Source organism: Streptomyces axinellae, from assembly GCF_039532135.1.
Taxonomy (GTDB): domain Bacteria; phylum Actinomycetota; class Actinomycetes; order Streptomycetales; family Streptomycetaceae; genus Streptomyces; species Streptomyces axinellae.
In genome coordinates this window covers 96463-116782 of record NZ_BAAARJ010000001.1, presented here as the reverse complement: position 1 = coordinate 116782, position 20320 = coordinate 96463, and the positions used below count along the sequence as shown (strand labels likewise).

The 20320-nt window shown below is 68.5% G+C and carries 10 protein-coding genes; 2 read left to right on the top strand and 8 right to left on the bottom strand.

Annotated features, from left to right (window positions below):
* Positions 1–10: 10 nt before the first annotated feature.
* The 8 genes from ABD339_RS00430 to ABD339_RS00395 form a co-directional block, all read right to left on the bottom strand.
* Positions 11–9472, bottom strand: a complete 9462-nt coding sequence (locus ABD339_RS00430) for an amino acid adenylation domain-containing protein (protein ID WP_344560927.1) — start codon at positions 9470–9472, stop codon at positions 11–13.
* Positions 9469–11412: an ABC transporter ATP-binding protein gene (locus ABD339_RS00425; protein ID WP_344561568.1), complete on the bottom strand. Its 1944-nt coding sequence runs from the start codon at positions 11410–11412 to the stop codon at positions 9469–9471. Before ABD339_RS00425 ends, ABD339_RS00430 begins: the two co-directional genes overlap by 4 nt.
* A 285-nt stretch (positions 11413–11697) precedes the next feature.
* Positions 11698–11973: a hypothetical protein gene (locus tag ABD339_RS00420; protein ID WP_344560925.1), complete on the bottom strand. Its 276-nt coding sequence runs from the start codon at positions 11971–11973 to the stop codon at positions 11698–11700.
* Between the two features lie 133 nt (positions 11974–12106).
* A complete protein-coding gene (locus ABD339_RS00415; RefSeq protein WP_344560923.1) occupies positions 12107–13192 on the bottom strand; it encodes a methyltransferase domain-containing protein in 1086 nt (361 codons plus the stop codon).
* 678 nt (positions 13193–13870) lie between these two features.
* Positions 13871–14455, bottom strand: coding sequence for a peptidase (locus tag ABD339_RS00410; RefSeq protein WP_344560921.1), 585 nt, complete (start codon positions 14453–14455; stop codon positions 13871–13873).
* Positions 14456–14513: 58 nt separating this feature from the next.
* The gene (vanX, locus tag ABD339_RS00405) at positions 14514–15122 is read right to left on the bottom strand and encodes a D-Ala-D-Ala dipeptidase VanX (protein ID WP_344560920.1); all 609 of its coding nucleotides are present in this window, start codon (positions 15120–15122) and stop codon (positions 14514–14516) included.
* Complete coding sequence (vanA, locus tag ABD339_RS00400) at positions 15119–16159, bottom strand: D-alanine--(R)-lactate ligase (protein ID WP_344560917.1); 1041 nt, start codon at positions 16157–16159, stop codon at positions 15119–15121. The genes vanX and vanA overlap by 4 nt, the downstream gene beginning before the upstream one ends.
* Positions 16156–17190, bottom strand: a complete 1035-nt coding sequence (locus ABD339_RS00395; protein WP_344560915.1) for a D-isomer specific 2-hydroxyacid dehydrogenase family protein — start codon at positions 17188–17190, stop codon at positions 16156–16158. Before ABD339_RS00395 ends, vanA begins: the two co-directional genes overlap by 4 nt.
* A gap of 514 nt (positions 17191–17704) precedes the next feature.
* On the opposite strand from ABD339_RS00395, the gene ABD339_RS00390 reads away from it, so the two are divergent.
* Positions 17705–19087 (top strand): UDP-N-acetylmuramoyl-tripeptide--D-alanyl-D-alanine ligase, encoded by a 1383-nt coding sequence (locus ABD339_RS00390; RefSeq protein WP_344560914.1) that lies wholly within the window; start codon positions 17705–17707, stop codon positions 19085–19087.
* 10 nt (positions 19088–19097) lie between these two features.
* Positions 19098–20219 carry a lipid II:glycine glycyltransferase FemX gene (locus ABD339_RS00385; protein WP_344560913.1) on the top strand — a complete coding sequence of 374 codons (1122 nt, stop codon included), beginning with the start codon at positions 19098–19100 and terminating at the stop codon, positions 20217–20219.
* The last annotated feature ends 101 nt before the right edge of the window (positions 20220–20320 follow it).

The following is a 20320-nucleotide window of genomic DNA, read 5'->3' as shown; positions in this document are numbered from 1 at the left end:
GGTGGTCGAATTACTGGTGGTCGAACTCGGCCTCGAATGCGTCGATCTCGCCCTGGTCCAGGTCGAGGAGATCGACACTGGATGTGAGAGGTCCGCCCGCAGCAGGATCATCCGCGCCCAGCTCCACGATCGTCGCGATGCCCGCAGGCGTCCGGTGCTGGAACACCTCCCGCGAGCCGAAGGTCATGCCGTCACGGCGGGCCCGCGCCGCCAGTTGCATCGAGAGAAGCGAATCCCCGCCCAACTCGAAGAAGCTGTCGTCCGCACCGACCCGCCGCAGACCGAGCACCTCGGCAAACAGATCACACAGCATCCGTTCGACCTCTGTGACCGGCTCCCGGTCCGAAACGCGCCCGCTGAAGTCCGGATCCGGTAGAGCCTTGCGGTCGATCTTCCCGTTCGCCGTCAAGGGAAGTGCGTCGAGCACCACCACCGCCGCCGGCACCATGTATTCCGGCAACCGGGCCGTCACACCCTCGCGCACCGCCACCGCGTCCACTGGGGTCTCCCCGGCGGCGGTCACATACCCGACCAGCCGTTCGCCGGTATTGCTGTGACGGACCACCACCACCGCCTGCCCCACCGACTCCTGCGCCACCAGCGCCGCCTCGACTTCACCGGGCTCGATGCGGAATCCCCGCACCTTCACCTGGTCATCGACGCGACCGACGAAGACCAACTCCCCTTCCTGGTTCCACCGCACCAGGTCCCCTGTCCGGTACATCCGCTCACCGGAGCCGAACGGATCAGCCACGAACCGTGCCCCGGTCAACCCGGCTCGCCCCAGATACCCCCGCGCCACGCCCACACCGGCGATATACAACTCGCCCACCGCACCCGGTGGCACCCATCTCAGCCATTGGTCCAGCACGAACGCCCGCGCATTAGCGGTCGGATATCCAACCGGCGGAACCTCATCACCGATCGGAATCCGCCGGCCGATGGTCATGGCGACAGTCGCCTCGGTCGGCCCGTAGGTGTTGATCATCCGGCGCCCGCGCGACCACCGGTGCACGAGTTCAGGAGGGCACGCCGTCACGCCGAGTACCAGGCATGGCAGTACCGTCTCGGATGATGCGGGGACGGTGGCCAACACGGGGGGCGGGATCAACGCATGGGTGATCTCCTGGCCGGACAGCACCTCGGCCAGCTCTTCACCTGCCACCACGCCCTCGGGCGGAACCACCAGTGCCGCGCCGCCACCGATTGCCATGAGCAGTTCCAGCACCGAGACGTCGAAACTCGGCGATGCCAGTGCCAGGACCCGGCTCCGCGCGGTCAGATCCAGCCGCTCGACCAGGCTGTCGGCCAAACTGGCCAAGCCGGTATGGGTGACCACCACGCCTTTGGGTTCCCCGGTGGAGCCGGAGGTGTAGATGAGGTAAGCCGCATTCTCGGGTGCTGTCCGCAACCGCACCGGATCGGTGGGGTATTCGCTGACCTCACGCACCACCGACTCGTCCACCACGGCCACCGGTTGCGCGTCGGCGAGGATGTAATCGATGCGCGCCTGCGGGTAGTTCGCGTCGATGGGCAGCCAGGCGGCGCCGGCTTTGGTGACGCCCAGCACGGCGACCACCAGTTCCAGGCAGCGGGGCAACATGACCGCGACCCGGTCCTCGGGTCCGACGCCGTGGTCGATGAGCCAGTGGGCGAACTGGTTGGCACGGACGTCGAGCTGGGCGTAGGTCAGCGACTGGTTCTCGAAGACCACCGCAGTCGCCTCGGGGGTGGCGGCGGCCTGCGCGGCGAACAACTCCGGCAGCGTCTGTGCCGGTACCTCCGCGGCAGTGTCATTGCACGCCCGCAGCTGTTGCCGTTCGGAATCGGACAAGATCGGCGCCGCGGACAGGGGCAGCTGCGGAGCGGAGACCACGGCTTCGAGTACCCGCGTGAACCGCTCCAGCACGGCATCGGCCTGCGCGGCGGTGACCAGGGCCGGCTGGCGCTCCAGCCGCAGCTGCAGGCCGTTGTCCGGGATGGCCGTCAGTGCCAGGGGATAGTGGGTGGAATCGGCGTCGGCCACGCCCCGCACACTCAGCCGATCCGGTTCCGCGTCGGCGGCTCCGTCATCGATCGCGGCAGGTCTGGGGTAATTCTCGTAGACGAAGAGGGTGTCGAACAGCTGCCCGAGCCCGGCGGCCTGCTGAATGTCGGTGAGCCCGAGGTGGTGATGATCCAGCAGCGCTGTCTGCTCGCCCTGCAATCGCCGCACCAGCTCGGTGAAGGTGTGCTGCGGCTGCATCCTCACCCGGACCGGGACGGTGTTGATGAAGAGTCCGACCATGGTCTCGATCCCGGGCAGCTCGGCCGAGCGCCCGGACACCACCGACCCGAACACCACATCGTCGCGTCCGGTTATCGCCGCCAACACCACTCCCCACACCGCCTGCAGCAGCGTGCTGACCGTGACGCCGAACTCGCGGGCCCTCGCCGTCAAAGCGTCGAAAAACACCTCGTCCAGTGCGGTCCATATCTGTTCGGACAGCTGAACCGGCGCCGGCCGGTCCGCCGCGACCAGAGTCGGCTCCGGCAAGCCGTCCAAAGCGTTGCGCCATGCGGCGATTGCGGCGTTTCGATCGGTTTCGCTCAACCAGGCCAGGTACTGCCGATACGGCGTCACCGGCGCCAGCGCGTACGGGTCCGCCCCGTTGCGGTAGAGCGTGAAGAGTTCATCCAGCAGCAGCAGTATCGACCAGCCGTCGAGCAGGATGTGATGCGAGGTCAGCACCAGCCGGTACCGGTCCGGGCCCACCGCGATCACTGCGAACCGCAGCAGCGGGGGCCGGGCAAGGTCGAACGGCCGTGTTCGCTCGGCAGCGGCCACCGCCACCGCTTCGGCCTGCGGATCTGCCGATTCCGTCACGTCCACCAGGGCCAAGGGCACCTCCATGGTGCCGGCGATCACCTGGTACGCGGTCCCGGTGGCGCTGTGCCGGAATCCGGCACGCAGATTGGTGTGCCGATCCAGCAGCCCGCGTACCGACTTCCGCAGCTGCCGCATGTCCAGCGGGCCTGTCAGATCCAACACCGCCTGTGCGGTGTAGACATCGACGCCGTCGCCGACGTGGCCGGCGTGGAAGGCCAGCCCGTGCTGCAACGGCGACAGCGGCAATACCTCGGCCAATCCGCCGGCAGCCGAGTGTTCGGCTTCCAGGGCCTCGATCTCGCCCTGGTCCAGGCCGACGAGAGGGAAGTCGGATGCGGTGTGCCCGCCCGCGGCAGGATTCTCCGCCTGACGGGCCAGCCCGGACAGCATGTCCAGCCATCCCCTGCCCAGCCGTTCGATCTCGGCCTCGTCGAGCAGATCGGCCGGCCACTCCAGCGTGAGCATCAGCTCCGGACCGTCCGGCAGGTCCTGGACGATCACGTTGGCGTCCACCGCGTGCGGCAAGCCGGTGCCCGCGTCCATCGAACTGCCGATGTCCCCGGCCAACTGCCATGCCCGCACGCCGCTCTGGTCGCCGGTGACGAACCGGCCCAGGTAATTGAACCCGATCCGGGCCGACGGCAGTGCCGCCAGAACCGGCCCGGTCTCAGCGTTGAGATAGCGCAACAACCCGTAGCCGAGCCCATCGCCGGGCACCGCCCGCGACCGCTCCTTGACCGCCTTCAGCAGGCGCCCGGCCGCCGGGCCACCGGAAAGCGCATCCGCCAGGTCGATCCCCGCCACATCCAGCCGCACCGGATGCACGCTGGTGAACCAGCCCACCGTCCTGGACAGATCCATCCCCTCGACGGCATGGCGGCCATGGCTTTCCACATCGACCAGCAGCGCGTCCTCGCCGTGCCACCGCGCCGCCGCGCCGGCCAGCCCGGCCAGCAGGACTTCATGCGCCCCGCAGTGGAAGGCCACCGGAGCCCGCCCCACCAACACCGAGGTCTCCGCCTTCGGCACCGTCCATGACCGCGAGCGCACAGCACCGCCCGCATCCTGGCCCGCGGTCAGCCCACGCGCACCGACCGGCTGCTCCTCCTGACCGACGATCGCCTTCCACGCCGCCAACTCGCCGACCCGCTCCGGGGAGAGCGCCCACTCCTCCAACAGACCCGCCCACCGCCTGAACGACACCCCCGCGGGTTCCACCACCGGATCCTGCCCGGCGGCCACCGCCTCGCAGGCCGCCTGCAGATCCGGCAGCAAGACCCGCCATGACATCCCGTCAACCGCCAGGTGATGCACCGCCACCACCAACCGCCCCGGCCGACCCGGCCCCGCGTCCACCCACACCACCTGCACCACCACGCCCGCCACCGGATCCAGCCGCTCCACCGCTTCCCGCGCCGCTTCCTCCACGACCTCATCCAGCGAACGTCCGGCAACCTCCACGCGCGTGACCGACCCGGTCGGATTCACCGACCCACGCTCACCCACCACCAACCGCCCCGACTCCCCCCGCACACGCAGCCGCAACATGTCATGCGCGTCCACCACCGCCGCCAGCCCCGCCACCAACACGTCCTCCGCCACATCCGAGGGCGCGCCCACGACCACCCACTGGGCAAACCGTGCCCGCACCACCCCGTCGCCCAGCATCCGCATGACCGGCGTCCGCCCGACAACACCCACACCATCGGCCGCGGGGGAAGGATCACTGTGCGGCAGCGGCGAGTCCGCCGCCAGGCGGGCGAGCCGCTCCGGCGTCCTGCACTCGAAAACATCCCGCGAGGAGAACGTCACACCGCCATGCCGCGCCCGCGACGCCAGCTGCATCGAGAGGATCGAATCCCCGCCCAGCTCGAAGAAGCTGTCGTCCACACCGACCCGGTCGAGACCGAGCACCTCGGCAAAGAGGTCGCACACCACCCGCTCGGCCTCCGTGACCGGCTCCCGTCCCCCGGTCCCGGCGGCGAAATCGGGATCAGGCAGCGCACCCCGGTCGATCTTCCCGTTCGCCGTCACCGGCAGCGCGTCCAGCGCTATCACCGCCGCAGGCACCATGTGCTGAGGCAGCCGGGAGGCAAGACCCTCCCGCACCGCCCGCGGATCGATATCGCTCGGTGAGACATAGGCCAACAGTCGGTCCGCGCGGACGGTCACCGCTGCCTGGGAGACCCGTGGGTGGTCGGACAAAACAGACTCGATCTCGCCGGGCTCGACCCGGAATCCACGGACCTTGACCTGGTCATCGGCCCGCCCGGCGAACACCAACTCGCCCTGGCTCGTCCAGTACGCCAGATCCCCTGTCCGGTACATCCTCCCGCCCGTCGCCCGGCCGCCATCCCCCATGGTGGCGCCGTGCGCCGCCGCGTCGCCGGGAGCGAACGGATCAGCCACGAACCGCTCCGCCGTCAGCCCCGCACGGCCCAGATAGCCGCGGGCCAGTCCGATTCCGGCCACATACAGCTCACCGATGATCCCCGGCGCCAGCGGAAGCAGGAACGCATCCAGCACATAACAACGGCCCCCCGCGATCGGCGTTCCGATCGGGACCACATCCCGGCCCGCCGCCAACGGCGCACTCATCGCGGCGCATACCGTGGCCTCGGCCGGCCCATAGGCATCGACCAGCCGCCGCCCCGCCGACCAGCGATCCACCAGGCTCGGCGGGCACGCCTCCCCCGCCACGACCACTGTCTGGAGCTCGTCCGGCAAGGCGTCGGCTGTACCCAGCACCGACGGCGGAACCGTCACGTGCGTGACATGCCACCGCTCCAGCGCCTCGGCCAACGACACCTGCGGCGGCAGATCCCGCGCCGGCGCCATGACCAGCCTCGCCCCGGACAGCAACGCCATCAACACCTCCGACACCATGGCGTCGAAGCCCAGCGCCGCGAGCTGAAGAACCCGTGACGACGGAGACACACCGAACCGGTCGATCTGGGCCGCCGCCAGATTGCCCAGGCCCGCGTGGGGGACGACGACGCCCTTGGGAGCCCCGGTCGATCCCGACGTATACATCACATACGCCGCGTCGCCCGGACGCACCTGCGGCAACCCCGCGTCCGAGCCCCCCGCCGGATCGACCTCGTCGATCACCACCAGCCGGTCCGCGAACGCGTCCGGCACCGCCGGGCGGGTCCTGCCCACACACACCACCGACACCGGCTCGGCATCGTCCAGAATCCACCGCACGCGTTCCGCCGGATACTCCGGATCCACCGGAACGAACGCACCACCCGCCAAGGACACGCCCAGAATCCCGACCAGCCACCACGACGACCGCTCCACCACCACACCCACCCGGCGCTCCGGCCCGACCCCACGGGCCCGCAGCACAGTGGCCAATCCCACCGCCCGCTCCCACAACCCCCCGAACGACAGCTCACCCTCACCATCCACCACAGCCACGTCATCCGACCGCTCAGCCACCACCCGCCTCACCAAGTCGGGCAATGACTTCCCCACCACCAACGCCGGTTCCGCGCCATGCGCCGGGCCCTCGCCCACCCCGGTCCGCCCCACCAGTGCGGAGGGATCGGCGACCAGCGTGGCGAGCGCATCGACGAACCACTTCAGAGCCGACTCGGCAACGCTCTCCCGCACCTGCCCCTGCCAGTAGCTGAGCTGGATCCGGAACCGGTCGCCCGGGATGATGCCGAGGGTCAGCGGATAGTGGGTCCCCTCGACCGTGCCCAGATACGTGAACTGGCCTGCGAAGTCGCGCGGATAGTTCTCGAACACCAGCAGCGTGTCGAACACCGCGCCGGGGCCGGCCGACCTCTGGATCTCCGGCAGCCCCAGATGCTGATGCGGGATCAGGGCCGCCTGTCGGCGCTGCAGGTCGGTGAGCATGTCCAGGGCCGACTGCCCGCCATCCAGTGGCACCCGGACCGGCACCGTGTTCATCATGATGCCCGGCATCGACTCCACACCGGGGAGCGCGGCGGGGCGGCAGGCGACCGTGGCGCCGAAGATCACGTCGGTCCGCCGCAGAAGTCGCGCCAGTACCATCGCCCACGCGCCCTGTACCACCGTGTTCAGCGTCAGCCCGTGGTCGCGGGCCAGCCGCATCAGCCGGGTGTGAAGATCCGTCGAGAGGTGGACCACGCGCTGGGCGTAGTCCGCCGCAGCGGTCCCTGTCGCGATCAGCGCCGGCTCGTCCGAACCGGACAGCTCCGCCCGCCAGGCCGCACGTGCCGCATCCTTGTCCTGCCGCTCCAGCCAGGCCAGGTAGTCCCGGTAGGAGGCGGAACCCGCTCGTTCCGGGAACTGCCCGTCGGCCGTATACGCCTCGGCCACCTCGTTGAGGATGACCGCCACCGACCAGCCGTCGATCAGGGTGTGGTGAATGACGACCAGCAGGCGGTGCCGGTCCTCTGCGGTCCGGATCAGCACCAGCCGGGCCAGTGGAGCCTCGGCGAGGTCGAACCGCTGTTCCTGTTCCCGCCTGACCAGGGCATCGACGGCCGCCTCGACATCGCTCGCACCCCTCACATCCACCTCCCGCCACGGCAGGGTGACGTGCGGGTGGACGACCTGCACCGTCTTGCCCGACGGGAGTCGGTGGAAGCTCGGCCGAAGCTGGGCGTGCCGAGCGAAAACCTCTTCCCACGTGGCCCGCAGCCGGGCCGCGTCCACCGGTCCGTTCAGCTCCACTATCCAGTGCACCTGGTAGATGTCGAGACCCTGGTCATCGAGGGTCGACTGGAAGAGCAACCCCTCCTGCAGCGGTGCCAGCGGCCAGACCTCCTCCGCGCCCGGAACGGCGGTGGCCAACTCGGCCTCGTCTTCCGCTGTCAGGGCGATCAGCGGCCCGTCGTCGGGTCGGTCGGCCAGTACGGCACGCGCCACGGCCGCCAGCCGTGCGGGGGTCTGCTCCCTCAGGATCTGGGCGGGTGTCACCAGCAGGCCGGCTTTGTACGCACGTGCCGCCATGCGCATCGCGACGATCGAATCTCCGCCCAACTCGATCAAGCCGTCATCGACGCCGACTCGTTCCAGGCCGAGCATCTCGGCGAAAAGAGCGCACAGGGCGCGCTCCGCCTCGGTCACGGGTTCGCGGCCGGTAGCACTGGCCGCGAACTCGGGCGCGGGCAACGCCGCCCGGTCCACCTTGCCGTTGCCGGTCAGTGGCAGCGCGTCCACCACGATCACAGCGGCCGGAACCATGTACTCCGGCAGTACCGCCCCCAGACGCTCGCGGATGAGAGCGGGATCCGCGTCCCCATCCGCCACCACATAACCGATCGGGCGGCCGTCGATGGCCACCAGCACGGCGTCCTGGACGCCCGGCTGAGCAGTCAGCGCGGCCTCGATCTCGCCCGGCTCGATCCGGAACCCGCGGATCTTCACCTGGTGATCGACCCGGCCCGCGAACAGCAACTCACCGTCCGCGGTCCACTGGGCGAGGTCCCCGGTCCGGTACATCCTCCCGCCCGTCACCCGGCCACCACCCCCCGTGGTGGCGCTGTCGGGTGCGCACGGATCCGCCACGAACCGCTCCGCCGTCAGACCCGGCGCGTTCAGATAGCCGTCGGCAAGGCCGGCACCGGAGAGGTACAGCTCACCGACCACGCCCGGCCCCACGGGCCGCAGCGACTCATCGAGCACCTGAGCACGGCGGCCCGGCAGCGGCCGTCCGATCGGCAACGCCGGACCCATGACGTCACCCGGCTCCAGCACATGCCATGTCGCCCACACAGTCGCTTCGGTCGGGCCGTACAGGTGCCGGATCCGCGCCCGGGGACAGGCGTCCCGCACCCGCTGCACCGCGTGCGCGGGCACCAGGTCACCACCGGTCTGCACCTCAAGGAGCCCCGCGAAGGATTCCGGCGACTCCTCCGCCACCGCGCGGAAGTTCCCCGCGGTCAGATACGCCCTCGTCAACCCGGAGGCGACCAACTCCCGCATGCGCCGGGCATCCACCGGCCCCGGCCCGGCGATCATCACCCGGGCGCCCCACGCCAGCGGCACCCAGATCTCGAACATGGACGCGTCGAAGGCGTACGGCGCGTACATGAGGACCGCTTCGCCGGGTTCCATCGCCCAGCCGGAACTCCCCACCAGCTCCACGAGGCTCCGATGCGGGACGGCCACCCCCTTCGGGGTGCCCGTCGAGCCGGAGGTGTACATCACATAGGCCAGATCGCCCGGGCGCACCGTGACGGCCGCCGCGTCGCACGCACCCTCGTCCGTGCCGGCGTCCAGCTCGACCGACTCGATCCCGTCCGGTACGCCGTCGCGCGCCCCGGCCGAGCACACCATCAGGGACACCCTGGAATCCGCCACCATGAACGCCACCCGCCGGGCTGGATAGGCGGCATCCACCGGCACATACGCCGCCCCCGCCTTCCATACGGCGAGCAGCGACACCAGCAGGTCAGCCGAACGGTCCATCATGACCGCGACCCGGTCGCCACGGCGGACGCCCCGGCCGATCAGGCGCCCGGCCAACCGGCCCGCCCGCTCGTCGAGTTGGTGGTATGTCAGAATCCGGTCACCGTCCACCACGGCCACCGCGTCGGGCGTGCGGTCCACGTGCGAGGCGAACAGTTCCAGCACCGTCGGTGCGGCCTGCGTGGAATTCATCGTTCTCCTTCACGAACCACCTGGGCGTTGTCCGGTCCCGGCCCGGCCCCGAGTTCGGCGGGCTCGGCACCGTCGGCTCCCGGCTTGACGAACTGCGTGTGATAGAGCTCGGCGTAGAGGCCGCCCTCGGCCAACAACTCCTCGTGCGTCCCGTGCTCGGCGACCCGCCCGTCGTCGATCACGAGAATCTGGTTGGCCTCGCGGATGGTGGACAGCCGGTGGGCGATCACCAGCGAGGTACGGCTGCGCAGGGCGATCTTGAGTGCCCGCTGAACGGCGGCCTCCGACTCGGAGTCCAGGTGCGCGGTGGCTTCGTCGAGCACGACGACCGAGGGTGCCTTCAACAGCAGCCGGGCGATGGCCAGTCGTTGCTTTTCCCCGCCCGACATGCGGTAGCCGCGATCGCCCGAGACGGTGTCGAGCCCGCTGGGGAGGGATGCGATCAGGCCCCAGATCTGGGCTCCTTTGCATGCTTCGATCAGCTCGTCCTCGGTGGCGGTCGGGCGAGCGTAGAGAAGGTTCTCCCGGATCGTGTCGTGGAAGAGGTAGGCGTCCTGGCTGACCACCCCTACCGTGTCGCGGAGCGAGTCGAAGGTGAGGTCCCGCAGGTCGTGCCCGCCGACGCGAACGGCTCCGGAGTTCGGGTCGTACAGCCGGGACACCAGGTGGGTGATGGTGCTCTTCCCCGCGCCGGACGGGCCGACGAGCGCGGTGAGGGTTCCGGCCCGCACGTGGAAACTCACCTCGCGCAGGACATCCGGCGTCACCTCCCCGCGCTCGCGATCGGACCGCAGATGCTCCAGCGACGCGAGCGAGACCTCGTCCGCGGTGGGATAGCGGAACGACACATTCTCGAACTCGATGTCCGGCGCCACGTTCTTCGCGAGCGCGACCGCGTCGGGGCGTTCCTGGATCAGCGGCTTCAGGTCGAGCAATTCGAAGACCCGGGAGAAGCTCACCACGACGGTCTGCGCGATTTCCTGCATCCCGGACAGCTGGGTGATCGGCCCGAACAGCCGCCCGAGCAGGGTGGCGATGGCGACCAGTGTGCCGAGCTGAAAGGCCCCGGTGAGGACGAGTCCGCCGCCGATTCCGTAGACGAGCGCCGTGGCGAGGGAGGCCATCAGCGTCATCATGACGAAGGCCATCCGGCCCCAGACGGACAGGTTCACGCCGACCTTGCGGATCTTCTGGGCACGGTCCGCGAATTCGGCCATCTCCTCGTCCGGACGGCCGAAGAGCTTGGAGAGCATCGCCCCCTGTACGTTGAACCGCTCCTGGAGCCGTCCGCCGAGGCCGGTGTTCTGGTCCATCTGCCGCCGGGTGCGCCGCTGTATCTGCCGGCCCACGCGAACCCAGGGCACGATGAATATCGGGATCAGCGCCAGCGTGATGACGGCGACGAGCCATGACAGGTAGAACAGCTCCGCCAGCACCACCACGACCATGACCGCGCTGGTGGCCGCCATCAGCAAGCCGGTGAACTGCTGCTGCGCCATGATCAGTTCGGTGTGGAGCCGACCGACCAGCACCCCCGTCTGGGTGCGGGTGAAGAACGCGAGCGGCAGTCGCCGCACGTGGTCGAGTGCCTGAACCCGGAGGTCGTAGGTGACCCCCTGCCCGATCCGTCCGGAGATGTAGGCGGACACCAGCGACAACACCGCGCCCAGCACGGCCAGCCCGGCGGTCAGGCACGCCATCGAGATCACGACCCCGCGGTCGTTCTTGACGATGCCGTTGTCGACGAGTTCCTTCAGCAGCAAGGGAGATGCCGCGACGGTCAGCGCCTCCATCGTGGCGACGACAACGAAGAGTGCCACCGTGCGGATGTGCGGGCGAAAGTAGGTGAGCACTCGGCGCACCGTCCCCGGGTGGATCGTGGTCTGCCAGGGATCGGGATCCTCATCGCTCTTTTTCACCCCCTGGAAGCGCAACACCATCTCCACGCAGGTGCCCCTCTCACACGGCTCACGAAGTCAGCGATCTCCATCGTGCTGAATCGAGTCGATGTCCACGAGTGAGTCCAACTGAAGACTTCGGGCACTTGGACGCAGCTGCCGGTGTCCGTGCCGCACGGCCGCCGCGGCACGGGTGACCACCACGACCACCCGTCCGCCCCGGGACTCGTCGGCCTGCCGCCGTGGAGTGATCCCGCTTCCGTCAGGCCCCAGGGCTGTTGATCATGACGGCTGACGTCTTCATTGTGTTGCCGGCGGTCTCGTTGGTCATCCGTCCTCGACCCACATCCGCACCAGTGCGGTCGTCCACCCGCACGTGAACGCGGGCCGGGTCTGCTGACCGCCTCGCGCGAGGCCGCCCCCGGCCTCGTCCTGGCAGGCGGGGGCAGTGGACGTGGGTCGGTCCACCCGTTCGGGACCCGCTGCCGGGGACCCCGTGGCGACCGTCCGGTTCATGGCCGCGAGGGGGAACGCGAGCTGTACGCCGTCACGGCCGTTGGCGGCGATGGCCGAGTGCGGGGCCGCAGCCCGGCTGGTGGACACCGGCGGCGCTCGCGGGCCGTTGGCCGTGGCGGCCTTCAGGCGGCACCCCACCCGCGAGCGGAAACTCAGCCGCCGAGCACCGCCGAGCACCGGCGATGGCCGGGGCTCGGCAGGGTGCCAGGCCGCCGCGGACTCACTTCCTTGCGACGATGCAACTGGCCACGGGATAGTCGGGGTGGTGCGTGCTCAGTTCCACGGCGTCGAGTTCCTCGGCTGCGATACCCATGAGCGACGCGATGGCACTGAGCGGGTTGCCGTACTGGTGCACGGTCTGTTCGGACCAGGCGCCGAACATCTCCCGCAGCGCCGCTGGAAGTGGCCGCCAGTAATCCTCGGGCGCGCCGTGCAGCCGCTGGGCACTGGGGACCATGCAATACGCTGTTCCGCCCCGTCGCAGCCATTGCCACATGTTGTCGACCACCTGCCACGGGCGCGCGGTGTGCTCCAGAACGTTGAAGGCGATGATGCTGTCGAGGGAGTTCGCCGGGATGATGTCTGGATCCGCCGCGTCACCGGCCAGGGAGACTCCCGGGCCCTCTTTGATGTCCAGACCGCGGTATCCGGACGCGCGGGTGAAACCATAGACGTCCTTGTTGCCGTCCTCTCCGCCAATCTCCACCACGTCTCCCTGGACGACATCGCGGATTTCGGTGATGAACCGGTTCAGGTAGTAACGGTCGATCGGGGTGCCCCGGGAGGTTCCGAACGCCGGGCAGATCGGTGTCAGCCTGCGCAGCTGGCCCCAGTCGATCCCACCGACGTGCGGTACCAGGAGGCCACGTTCCTGCAGCTCCGTGAAGAGCTCGCGGAAATTCGGGGCTTCTGGACCGTGATCCAGGTTCCGCCGTATTCCCAGCGCCCGCAGCATCTGCCCGGTCGAACGACTCTGTGCGGTCAGGTCCGCTACCGGGGTCTTCTTCTGGTCATCGCGCACGATCAAAGACCCACGCTGGACGGATATCGAGCAGGTGTTGCCGCTGTAGCAGAGCTCATCCACAGCGGCTTTCGCGTCGGCCGCCAGCGGGGCCCTCCGCACCGCGGTGAACTGGGCTTCCGCCGCGGCGAGATCATGCTCGTGGAGCATGATCTCCAGGATGAGCAGCATGTCCAGGGAGAGTGGGAAGCCTTCCTCCCGGTTGGCCTCACGCGCCTTTACGCACATCCGGTCGGGTTGGGCGGACAGCACCACCGTGGAGGTGAACAGCCCGTTCTTTGGCATGGTGCATCCACTCCTCGCTGTTTTCCGACACCGGGTCTCCGGCGCTCGTCACCGGCGGAGGGGCGAAGTGCGTTTCCTGCCCGTGGTTCGGGGCGCCTCACGCCCATTTCGCCCCTGGACGGAGTGCCAGGCGTGCGGTGGCTCTCCCCCACGCTGTGGGGCCGGGCTCACGGCAGGTACCGCCGCCCGCACCCACCCGCCCGTGCGGGAACTCGCCACTGGCCCGTGCGGAACTCGCCACCCCCCGAGAAGACCCTGCCCCTGGGGCCCTGGTCCGGCCGGGTAACGGTCGAGCGCGGCGTCGCCCGTCTGAAGTCCTGGCGGATCTTCGGCAGTTACCGTGGCAGTCCCGCCGCAGGCCGTCAATCGTCCAAGGGGTCCCCAGCTTGAAGCGGCGACGCCAACTCACCGGCGCTGACGCCAACTCACCGGCGCCGGAGTCGCGTCGCCCGCGAGGACGGCCGTCGCTGCGCGCCTGCGGCGCACCAACGTGCCCTGGCCGGCCCGGTGTACCTCGGGGGCCAGGGCATCCTGGTGCCCGGCCGCGCCTTCAGGGGCGCCGGGCCGTGGGGCCACGCTCTTCCCCACGCCCGCCCCTGGTGCGGGCTGTTGGCTGTTCAGCGGATACTCCGTCGCGCGCGCTTCGCGGCGCGCGGTGCCGGTTCGCCCCGACCGGCCTCACAGGGCCGCGCTGACCAGGATTCCTCGCCCCGCATGGAAGCGCTCGAATACGTGCATGGGCAGCGCCGCGGAGTCTGCGTTGTGGGAGTAGCCGGACGGATTATGGAACCGCACGATGTCGCCGTGGACCGCGTGAACCAGCACAAGATGCCCTCCCCTTCGCGGTTCACAGGTGCTCGGGTCGCGAATCTCAGGAGATACGGAAGCGATCAGGACTTGCCCGGGGCGAACCGCTCGGGCGGAGGCTTGGATCGGTGTGTGTTCGACCAGTTGGCATGTGAATCCGAACTGTGAGCTGACCCAGGCCATGAATGGCCTGTAGAGCAGTCCTTGGACCTTGCCTCCGGGCTCCTCCACGTAGCAGCCCCAGTCGAGGGCCAGCGCGAGGAGTTCACGCATCGGCAGTCGGATGTCCGTCCAGCCATGGAGCAGGGACTGCAGGCATGCCAAGCCGCAGACTTTACGGGACCAGAACAGGTACTCCTCGTGTGAGTGGTATCCGTCGGAGGCCCAGTCGTGCAGGTGCGATGCGTCGGTGCGCCGCAGGGAGACGTCGAGACCCGATGGTGCGGCACGCCGCATGACGACCTCGTCGTTCCGGTCGAGGCTCCCCCACTGTGAGACGTAAGGGAGGCTTCCATCATGTGACGGGAAAGTCGAAATAGACATCTGAATAAGGCTCGCTTTTCAGCGTGTAGTGCCACCACTCGCAGGGGTAGCGAGCAAATCCGCAGTCCTCCATGATGGAGCAAAGATGCTCGCGGTTTGCCGCTTCGATGGACGTTATCCCTTTTGCCCCATGATGTGAGACCGGGTCCATGAGGTCGTAGTAGCCGCCCATGGGAGCATTTTCTCCGGTGGCAAGGCTGTAGAGCGTCAAGTCGACCGTACTGCCGCGGCTGTGGCCCGACTTGGCGGCCACATATCCCCTGTCGAAAAGCTCGGATCTGTCGATATTGGGGTAGTGGCGCTGCTTTGTCCGGCCGTCCTCCGGCTGCTGTGACCAACGCAGGAAGCAGTCGACGGCGCGTTGCGGGCGGTAGCCGTCCCAGACAAGCAGGCCGAAGCCGAGGGACGCGGCTTCTTTTTGCGCTTGCCCCAGGGCTGCACACAAAGCCCTGGTGCCCACTATCCGATTTGCCAGGTACCCGTCCACCGGCTCCCCGGTGAAGTTGTCCCGGGTGGCGTACTTGGCATCCCAACGGATGCCGGGCACCAGCTCGTCCAGGTACACGAAGTCGTCGTTCATCGCTTTTTCCGGTGCAGTGTCATGGAGACGAGCCGGTCGATCACGTCGGAAAGCGGCAGTCCCGAGGCGGTCATCATCCGGGGATAGCGACTGTAGGAGGTCAGGCCGGGCAAGGTGTTGACTTCGTTGAGTACCACCTGACCGTCCTCCATGAGGAACATGTCCACGCGGGCAAGCCCCTGGCAGCCCAGTGTGCGATAGATGGTCTTGGCGCTCTCCTGGACGAACCGCCGCGATTCTTCGGGGATGTCGGCGGGAACGATGAACGTCGAGTTCTCCGAACCAGTCTCGGGTGAATCCTCCTGGTGGATCCTGAAAAATCCGTGCGAGAGGGCCACGCGGTCCACTTCGCCCGCGATCGGGGCTGATGGTTCCCCCAGGATCGCGCAGCCGACCTCGCTCCCGGCCACGGCCTCTTCGATCAGGATCTTCGAGTCGTACTGTCGTGCGTCGTCCAGCGCACTCGGCAAATCCTCTTCCCCGGCAACTTTGGTGACGCCGAAAGATGAGCCCGAACGGGCCGGCTTCACGAAGACGGGGTAGGGAAGCTGATGGGCATCGATCTTCTCGTCCCCCGCGATCACCCAGAAATTTGGCGTGGCGATTCCCGCGCTCTTGGCGACGGTGTAGGTCAGGGATTTGTCCATGCATATGGCAGAGCTCTGGATATCACAGCCGGCATAGGGGATGCCGGCGATCTCCAACAGGCCCTGGATCGCGCCGTCTTCACCGAGTGTGCCGTGCAGGACGGGCAACACGAGGTCCAGACGGATCACTTCGAATCGTCCCTGCTCCAGGACGAGCAGTCCGTGGACGCTTCGGTCGGGCGACAGCATGACCGGACGAGCGCCGCCGTTCTCCCAGTCCGCGTCAGGGGAATCACAGAGCTTCCAGGCGCCGGACTGCGTAATTCCGATCCAGTACGGTTCGTATTTACCGGTGTCGAGGTTCTTTGCGACCTCTCGGGCGGACTTGACGGAGACGGGGTGTTCTTCGGAAGAGCCTCCGAAGATGATGCCGATCTTCAACCTGTTCATTTTCTCCCGCTTTCGAAGTCGAGGCAGTTGATGAGACTGTTTCTGACGGTGTCACGGAGCGCGTGGTCGGTGTAATAGGCCGTGTGTGGGCTGATGGAAACGTTCGGCAGCTCTTGTAGTCGCAACAGCGAGGGGTTCTCTATGGGCTTGTTCCGGCAGTCGGTGTAGAAGATTCCTTCCTCGCCGTCGAGGACGTCCAACGCCGCGCCGCCCAGTCTGCCGCTCTCCAATGCCGAAAGAAGGGCTTCGTTCTCGATGAGCGGCCCGCGTCCGGTGTTGACGATGAACGCGCCGTGTTTCATCTGCTCGATACGCCGGCGATCGATGAGATGGCGGGTTTCCGCGGTGAGCGGGGTGTGGAGCGTGACAATGTCGCTGCGCCGGAGCAACTCATCGATCGGCGCGTGATCGGTGGAGCTCCTAGGGCGATTGTCGTAGGTCAGCACGCGGCAGCCGAAGCCTCGCAGCCGGTCGATGACGGCTGTGCCGATACGCCCCGTGCCGACCACTCCGACAGTCAGGTCGCGCAGCTCTTTGCCGCGTGTCTCACTCAGTCGGTAGTCATGAGCATCGGCGCGACGGATGGTGGCCTTCGCGTGGCGCACAGCCATCAGCATCAGCATCAGCGTGTAGTCGGCAACGCTGTCGGGAGAATACGCCACGTTTCCGACGGAGATACCGACGCTCTCCGCGTGGCTCACGTCGATGTGGTTGCATCCGACGCTTCGTGTGGAGAGATACTCCACACCGGCGCGGCTCAGCGCGCTCAGGGTGGCACGGGTGACTTTCGTCTTGTGGCCGATGCTGATGCATCGATTCCCCAATGCCAGGCCCGTGTTGGCTTCGGATACCGCTTCCGTCGTGAGGGTCGGCACCACGCCGAAGCCAGGCGCCATTTCCCGGAAGAGAAGTGCCTCGTCCTGGTCGCATCCATAGACGGTGATTCCCGTTGTCGAGACAGCCCGTGAGGACGACGCCGCCGGCACTCGGGAGCGGCACGCCGCCGCTCGTGTGGATCCGCTGGAACTCATGCCTTCCAGACAAGAGAACGTGGTGTTGCCGACGCGTATGCAGTTTTCGATACGCCGACGATATGTTGCCGACCGCTACAAGCGCAGGACGATCCTCGTCCTGATCTCCAAGGACGATTCCCCGGTCCGTAGCGGATACGGCGGGGCGAATGCACAACACGTTGCCGTCTCGCCCTCAGAGCTCTGGGCGCTCCCGAAGCGACGCTTGAGCGGGTCGGCAGCGCCGCTGCCGGACCTGATGCCCGAACTGCCGGGTGGCCCGGTCGATCCCACGGTCGAAGCCCGCGCGGACGGCCGGCCACATCCATGCTCTCGCGGGGTATCGGCCCGCACCATATCGTCGGCGTATCGAAAACTGCATACGCGCCGACAACAGCATGCTCTCTGGACTAGAAGGCATGAGTTCCAGCGAACCGACCTCTGTCATCCCCTGCCTCACCGGCCCGCCCCCGCTCGCCGCCATAGCGGGCGGCCGGTCGTTGCTGCGCTTCGCCGGTCATTGCGCGGTCCGGGCGTGATCCCGCTCAGCCTCGGCGAGATCGCCGAAGTCGTCGGCGGGACGGTCGAGGGCGACGGCGCGGTGACGGTGACCGCCCCTGCCGTGCTCGACAGCCGCCAGGCCGAGCCGGGCGGCCTCTTCGTCGCCTTCGCGGGCGAACACGCCGACGGCCATGACTACGCCGTCCAGGCCGGCCGGGCCGGCGCGGTCGCCGTGCTCGGCTCCCGGCCCACGGCACTGCCGACCGTCGTCGTCGAGGACGCCAAGTCCGCGTTGCAGGCGCTCGCCGCCCACGTCGTGGCACAGCTGCGCGACGGGCTGACCGTCGTCGGGGTGACCGGATCCCGCGGCAAGACCAGCACCAAGGATCTGCTGGCCGCCGTGCTGTCGAGCGCCGCACCGACGATCGCCACGAGCGGCTCGTTCAACAACGAACTCGGCATGCCGCTCACCATGCTGCGATCCAGCGCGGCCACCCGGTTCCTCGTCCTTGAGATGGGAGTCCGCCGCATCGGGGACATCGCCGAACTCACCGGCCTGGTCGCGCCCGACATCGGTGTCGTCCTCAACGTCGGCCAGGCCCACCTCGGCTATCTCGGGTCGCGCGAGGCCATCGCCCGGGCCAAGGGTGAGCTGGTGCGGGGTCTGGCGCCCGGTGGCACCGCGGTCCTGTGCGCCGACGATCCCCGGGTGGTCGCGATGCGCTCGCTCACCGACCGCCCGGTGCTGACCTTCGGCCGGGCGGAAGACGCCGATGTCCGCGTACTCGACGTGGTGCTGGACCGGCTCGCCCGGCCGTCCTTCACGCTGCGGACCGCCGCCGCCTCGGCTCCTGTCGCGCTGCCGCTCGTGGGCACTCACCAGGCGCTCAACGCGGCGGCTGCCGCGGCGGCGGGGCTGGCGGCCGGCCTCCCCCTCGATGTGGCCGCCGCGGCGCTGCCCACGGTCTCGCTGTCGAAGTGGCGCTTGGAGCTTCGTGACCTCGTCGGCGGCGCAACGCTGCTCGACGACTCCTACAACGCCGACCCCGACACGACCCGTGCCGCCCTGGACACGCTGGCGGCGATCGAGGGCGGGCGTCGCATCGCGGTCCTCGGCGAGATGCTCGAACTCGGCGACGGCAGCGAGGCCGAGCACCGCGCCATCGGGGAGTACGCCGCCTGCCGGGCCGACGTGGTGGTCGCGGTCGGCGCCCGCCCGCTCGCCGACGGTGCCGGAGAGCGGGCGGTGGCGCTGGCCGACAACGCCGCGGCCGTCGAGTGGCTGCGCGGCCGGCTCACTGCCGGCGATGTGGTGCTCGTCAAGGCGTCCCGCGGGGCACGCCTCGACGAGGTCGCCGGCGCGCTCGCATCCGGGCCCCGCGAAGTGCCGGCAGATCGACCCATGGACGACAGGTAGGAGTGTGGCTGTGGCATTTCGGGTGCGGACCATCACGGCGGCCGATCACGCCGCCTTCAACGCGACCCGGTCGGCGGTGAGTTTCCTGCAGACCCCGGCCTGGGCGTCGGTGAAGACCGAGTGGGTGTCGGAGTCGCTGGGCTGGTTCGACGACCGCGGTCAACTGGTGGGCGCGGGCCTGGTGCTGTACCGGCAGCTGCCCGGGTTCAAGACGTCGCTGGCGTACCTGCCCGAAGGGCCGGTGATCGACTGGGCCTCGGACGATCTGGCCGCCTGGCTCGATCCGTTGGTCGTCCACCTGAAGCGCTCCGGCGCCTTCGCCATCCGCATCGGGACGACGCTGGTGGCCCGCACCTGGAGTGCCGCGACGGTCAAGGCGGCGATCGCCGACCCGGAGCTGACCAAGCTGAGCGACGTGCCGCCGGACACTCTCAACGACGTCGCGGCCCGGGCACACAGCCAGCTCCGGCAGCTGGGCTGGCGCCCGCCGAAGGAAGACGAGGAGGGATTCTCCGCCGGGCAGCCGCGCTGGGTCTTCCAGGTCCCGTTGGCCGGCAAGGACGAAGATCAGCTTCTCAAGGGGATGAACCAGCTCTGGCGGCGCAACATCAAGAAAGCCGGCAAAGCGGGCGTCATCGTGACCCAGGGCGGTGTCGAGGACCTGCCCGACTTCTATCGGATCTACCTGGAGACCGCGAAACGTGATCACTTCACCCCGCGGCCGTTGAGTTACTTCCCGGCCATGTTCGAGGCGCTGCTGGCCGAGGACAAGGACCGGATCCGGCTCTACCTCGCCCACCACGAAGGTGACCTCGTTGCCGCCACCATCTGGATCCGGGTCGGCGGACACGCCTGGTACAGCTACGGCGCCTCCGCCACGGCCAAACGGGAGGTACGCGGGTCGAACGCCGTGCAGTGGAGGATGATCACTGATGCTCTGGCTGCCGGATGTACGGTCTACAACCTGCGCGGCATCACCGACACCGTGGACCAGAACGCCCCGCACCTGGGCCTGATCCAGTTCAAGGTCGGCACCGGCGGCGAAGCCGTGGAGTATCTCGGCGAATGGGACCTGCCGCTGAACCGTCTGCTCTATAAGGCATTCACCGTCTACATGTCCCGTCGAGGCTGAGGCCGCCTGTCGGTTGCGCAACTCGGCGGGCGAGACGCGAAGCGGGCATGGAAGCAGCGACCGGCGTGGTCCGGGTGGCCGTGCCCGCCGAGCGCACGTGC

Bases quoted from the DNA above. Each gene is read 5' to 3' on its own strand.
- ABD339_RS00425 (WP_344561568.1), bottom strand. From the start codon at position 11,412: ATGGTGTTGCGCTTCCAGGGGGTGAAAAAGAGCGATGAGGATCCCGAT.
- ABD339_RS00410 (WP_344560921.1), bottom strand. From the start codon at position 14,455: ATGCGGCGTGCCGCACCATCGGGTCTCGACGTCTCCCTGCGGCGCACC.
- ABD339_RS00430 (WP_344560927.1), bottom strand. From the start codon at position 9,472: ATGAATTCCACGCAGGCCGCACCGACGGTGCTGGAACTGTTCGCCTCG.
- ABD339_RS00395 (WP_344560915.1), bottom strand. From the start codon at position 17,190: ATGAGTTCCAGCGGATCCACACGAGCGGCGGCGTGCCGCTCCCGAGTG.
- vanX (WP_344560920.1), bottom strand. From the start codon at position 15,122: ATGAACGACGACTTCGTGTACCTGGACGAGCTGGTGCCCGGCATCCGT.
- ABD339_RS00415 (WP_344560923.1), bottom strand. From the start codon at position 13,192: ATGCCAAAGAACGGGCTGTTCACCTCCACGGTGGTGCTGTCCGCCCAA.
- vanA (WP_344560917.1), bottom strand. From the start codon at position 16,159: ATGAACAGGTTGAAGATCGGCATCATCTTCGGAGGCTCTTCCGAAGAA.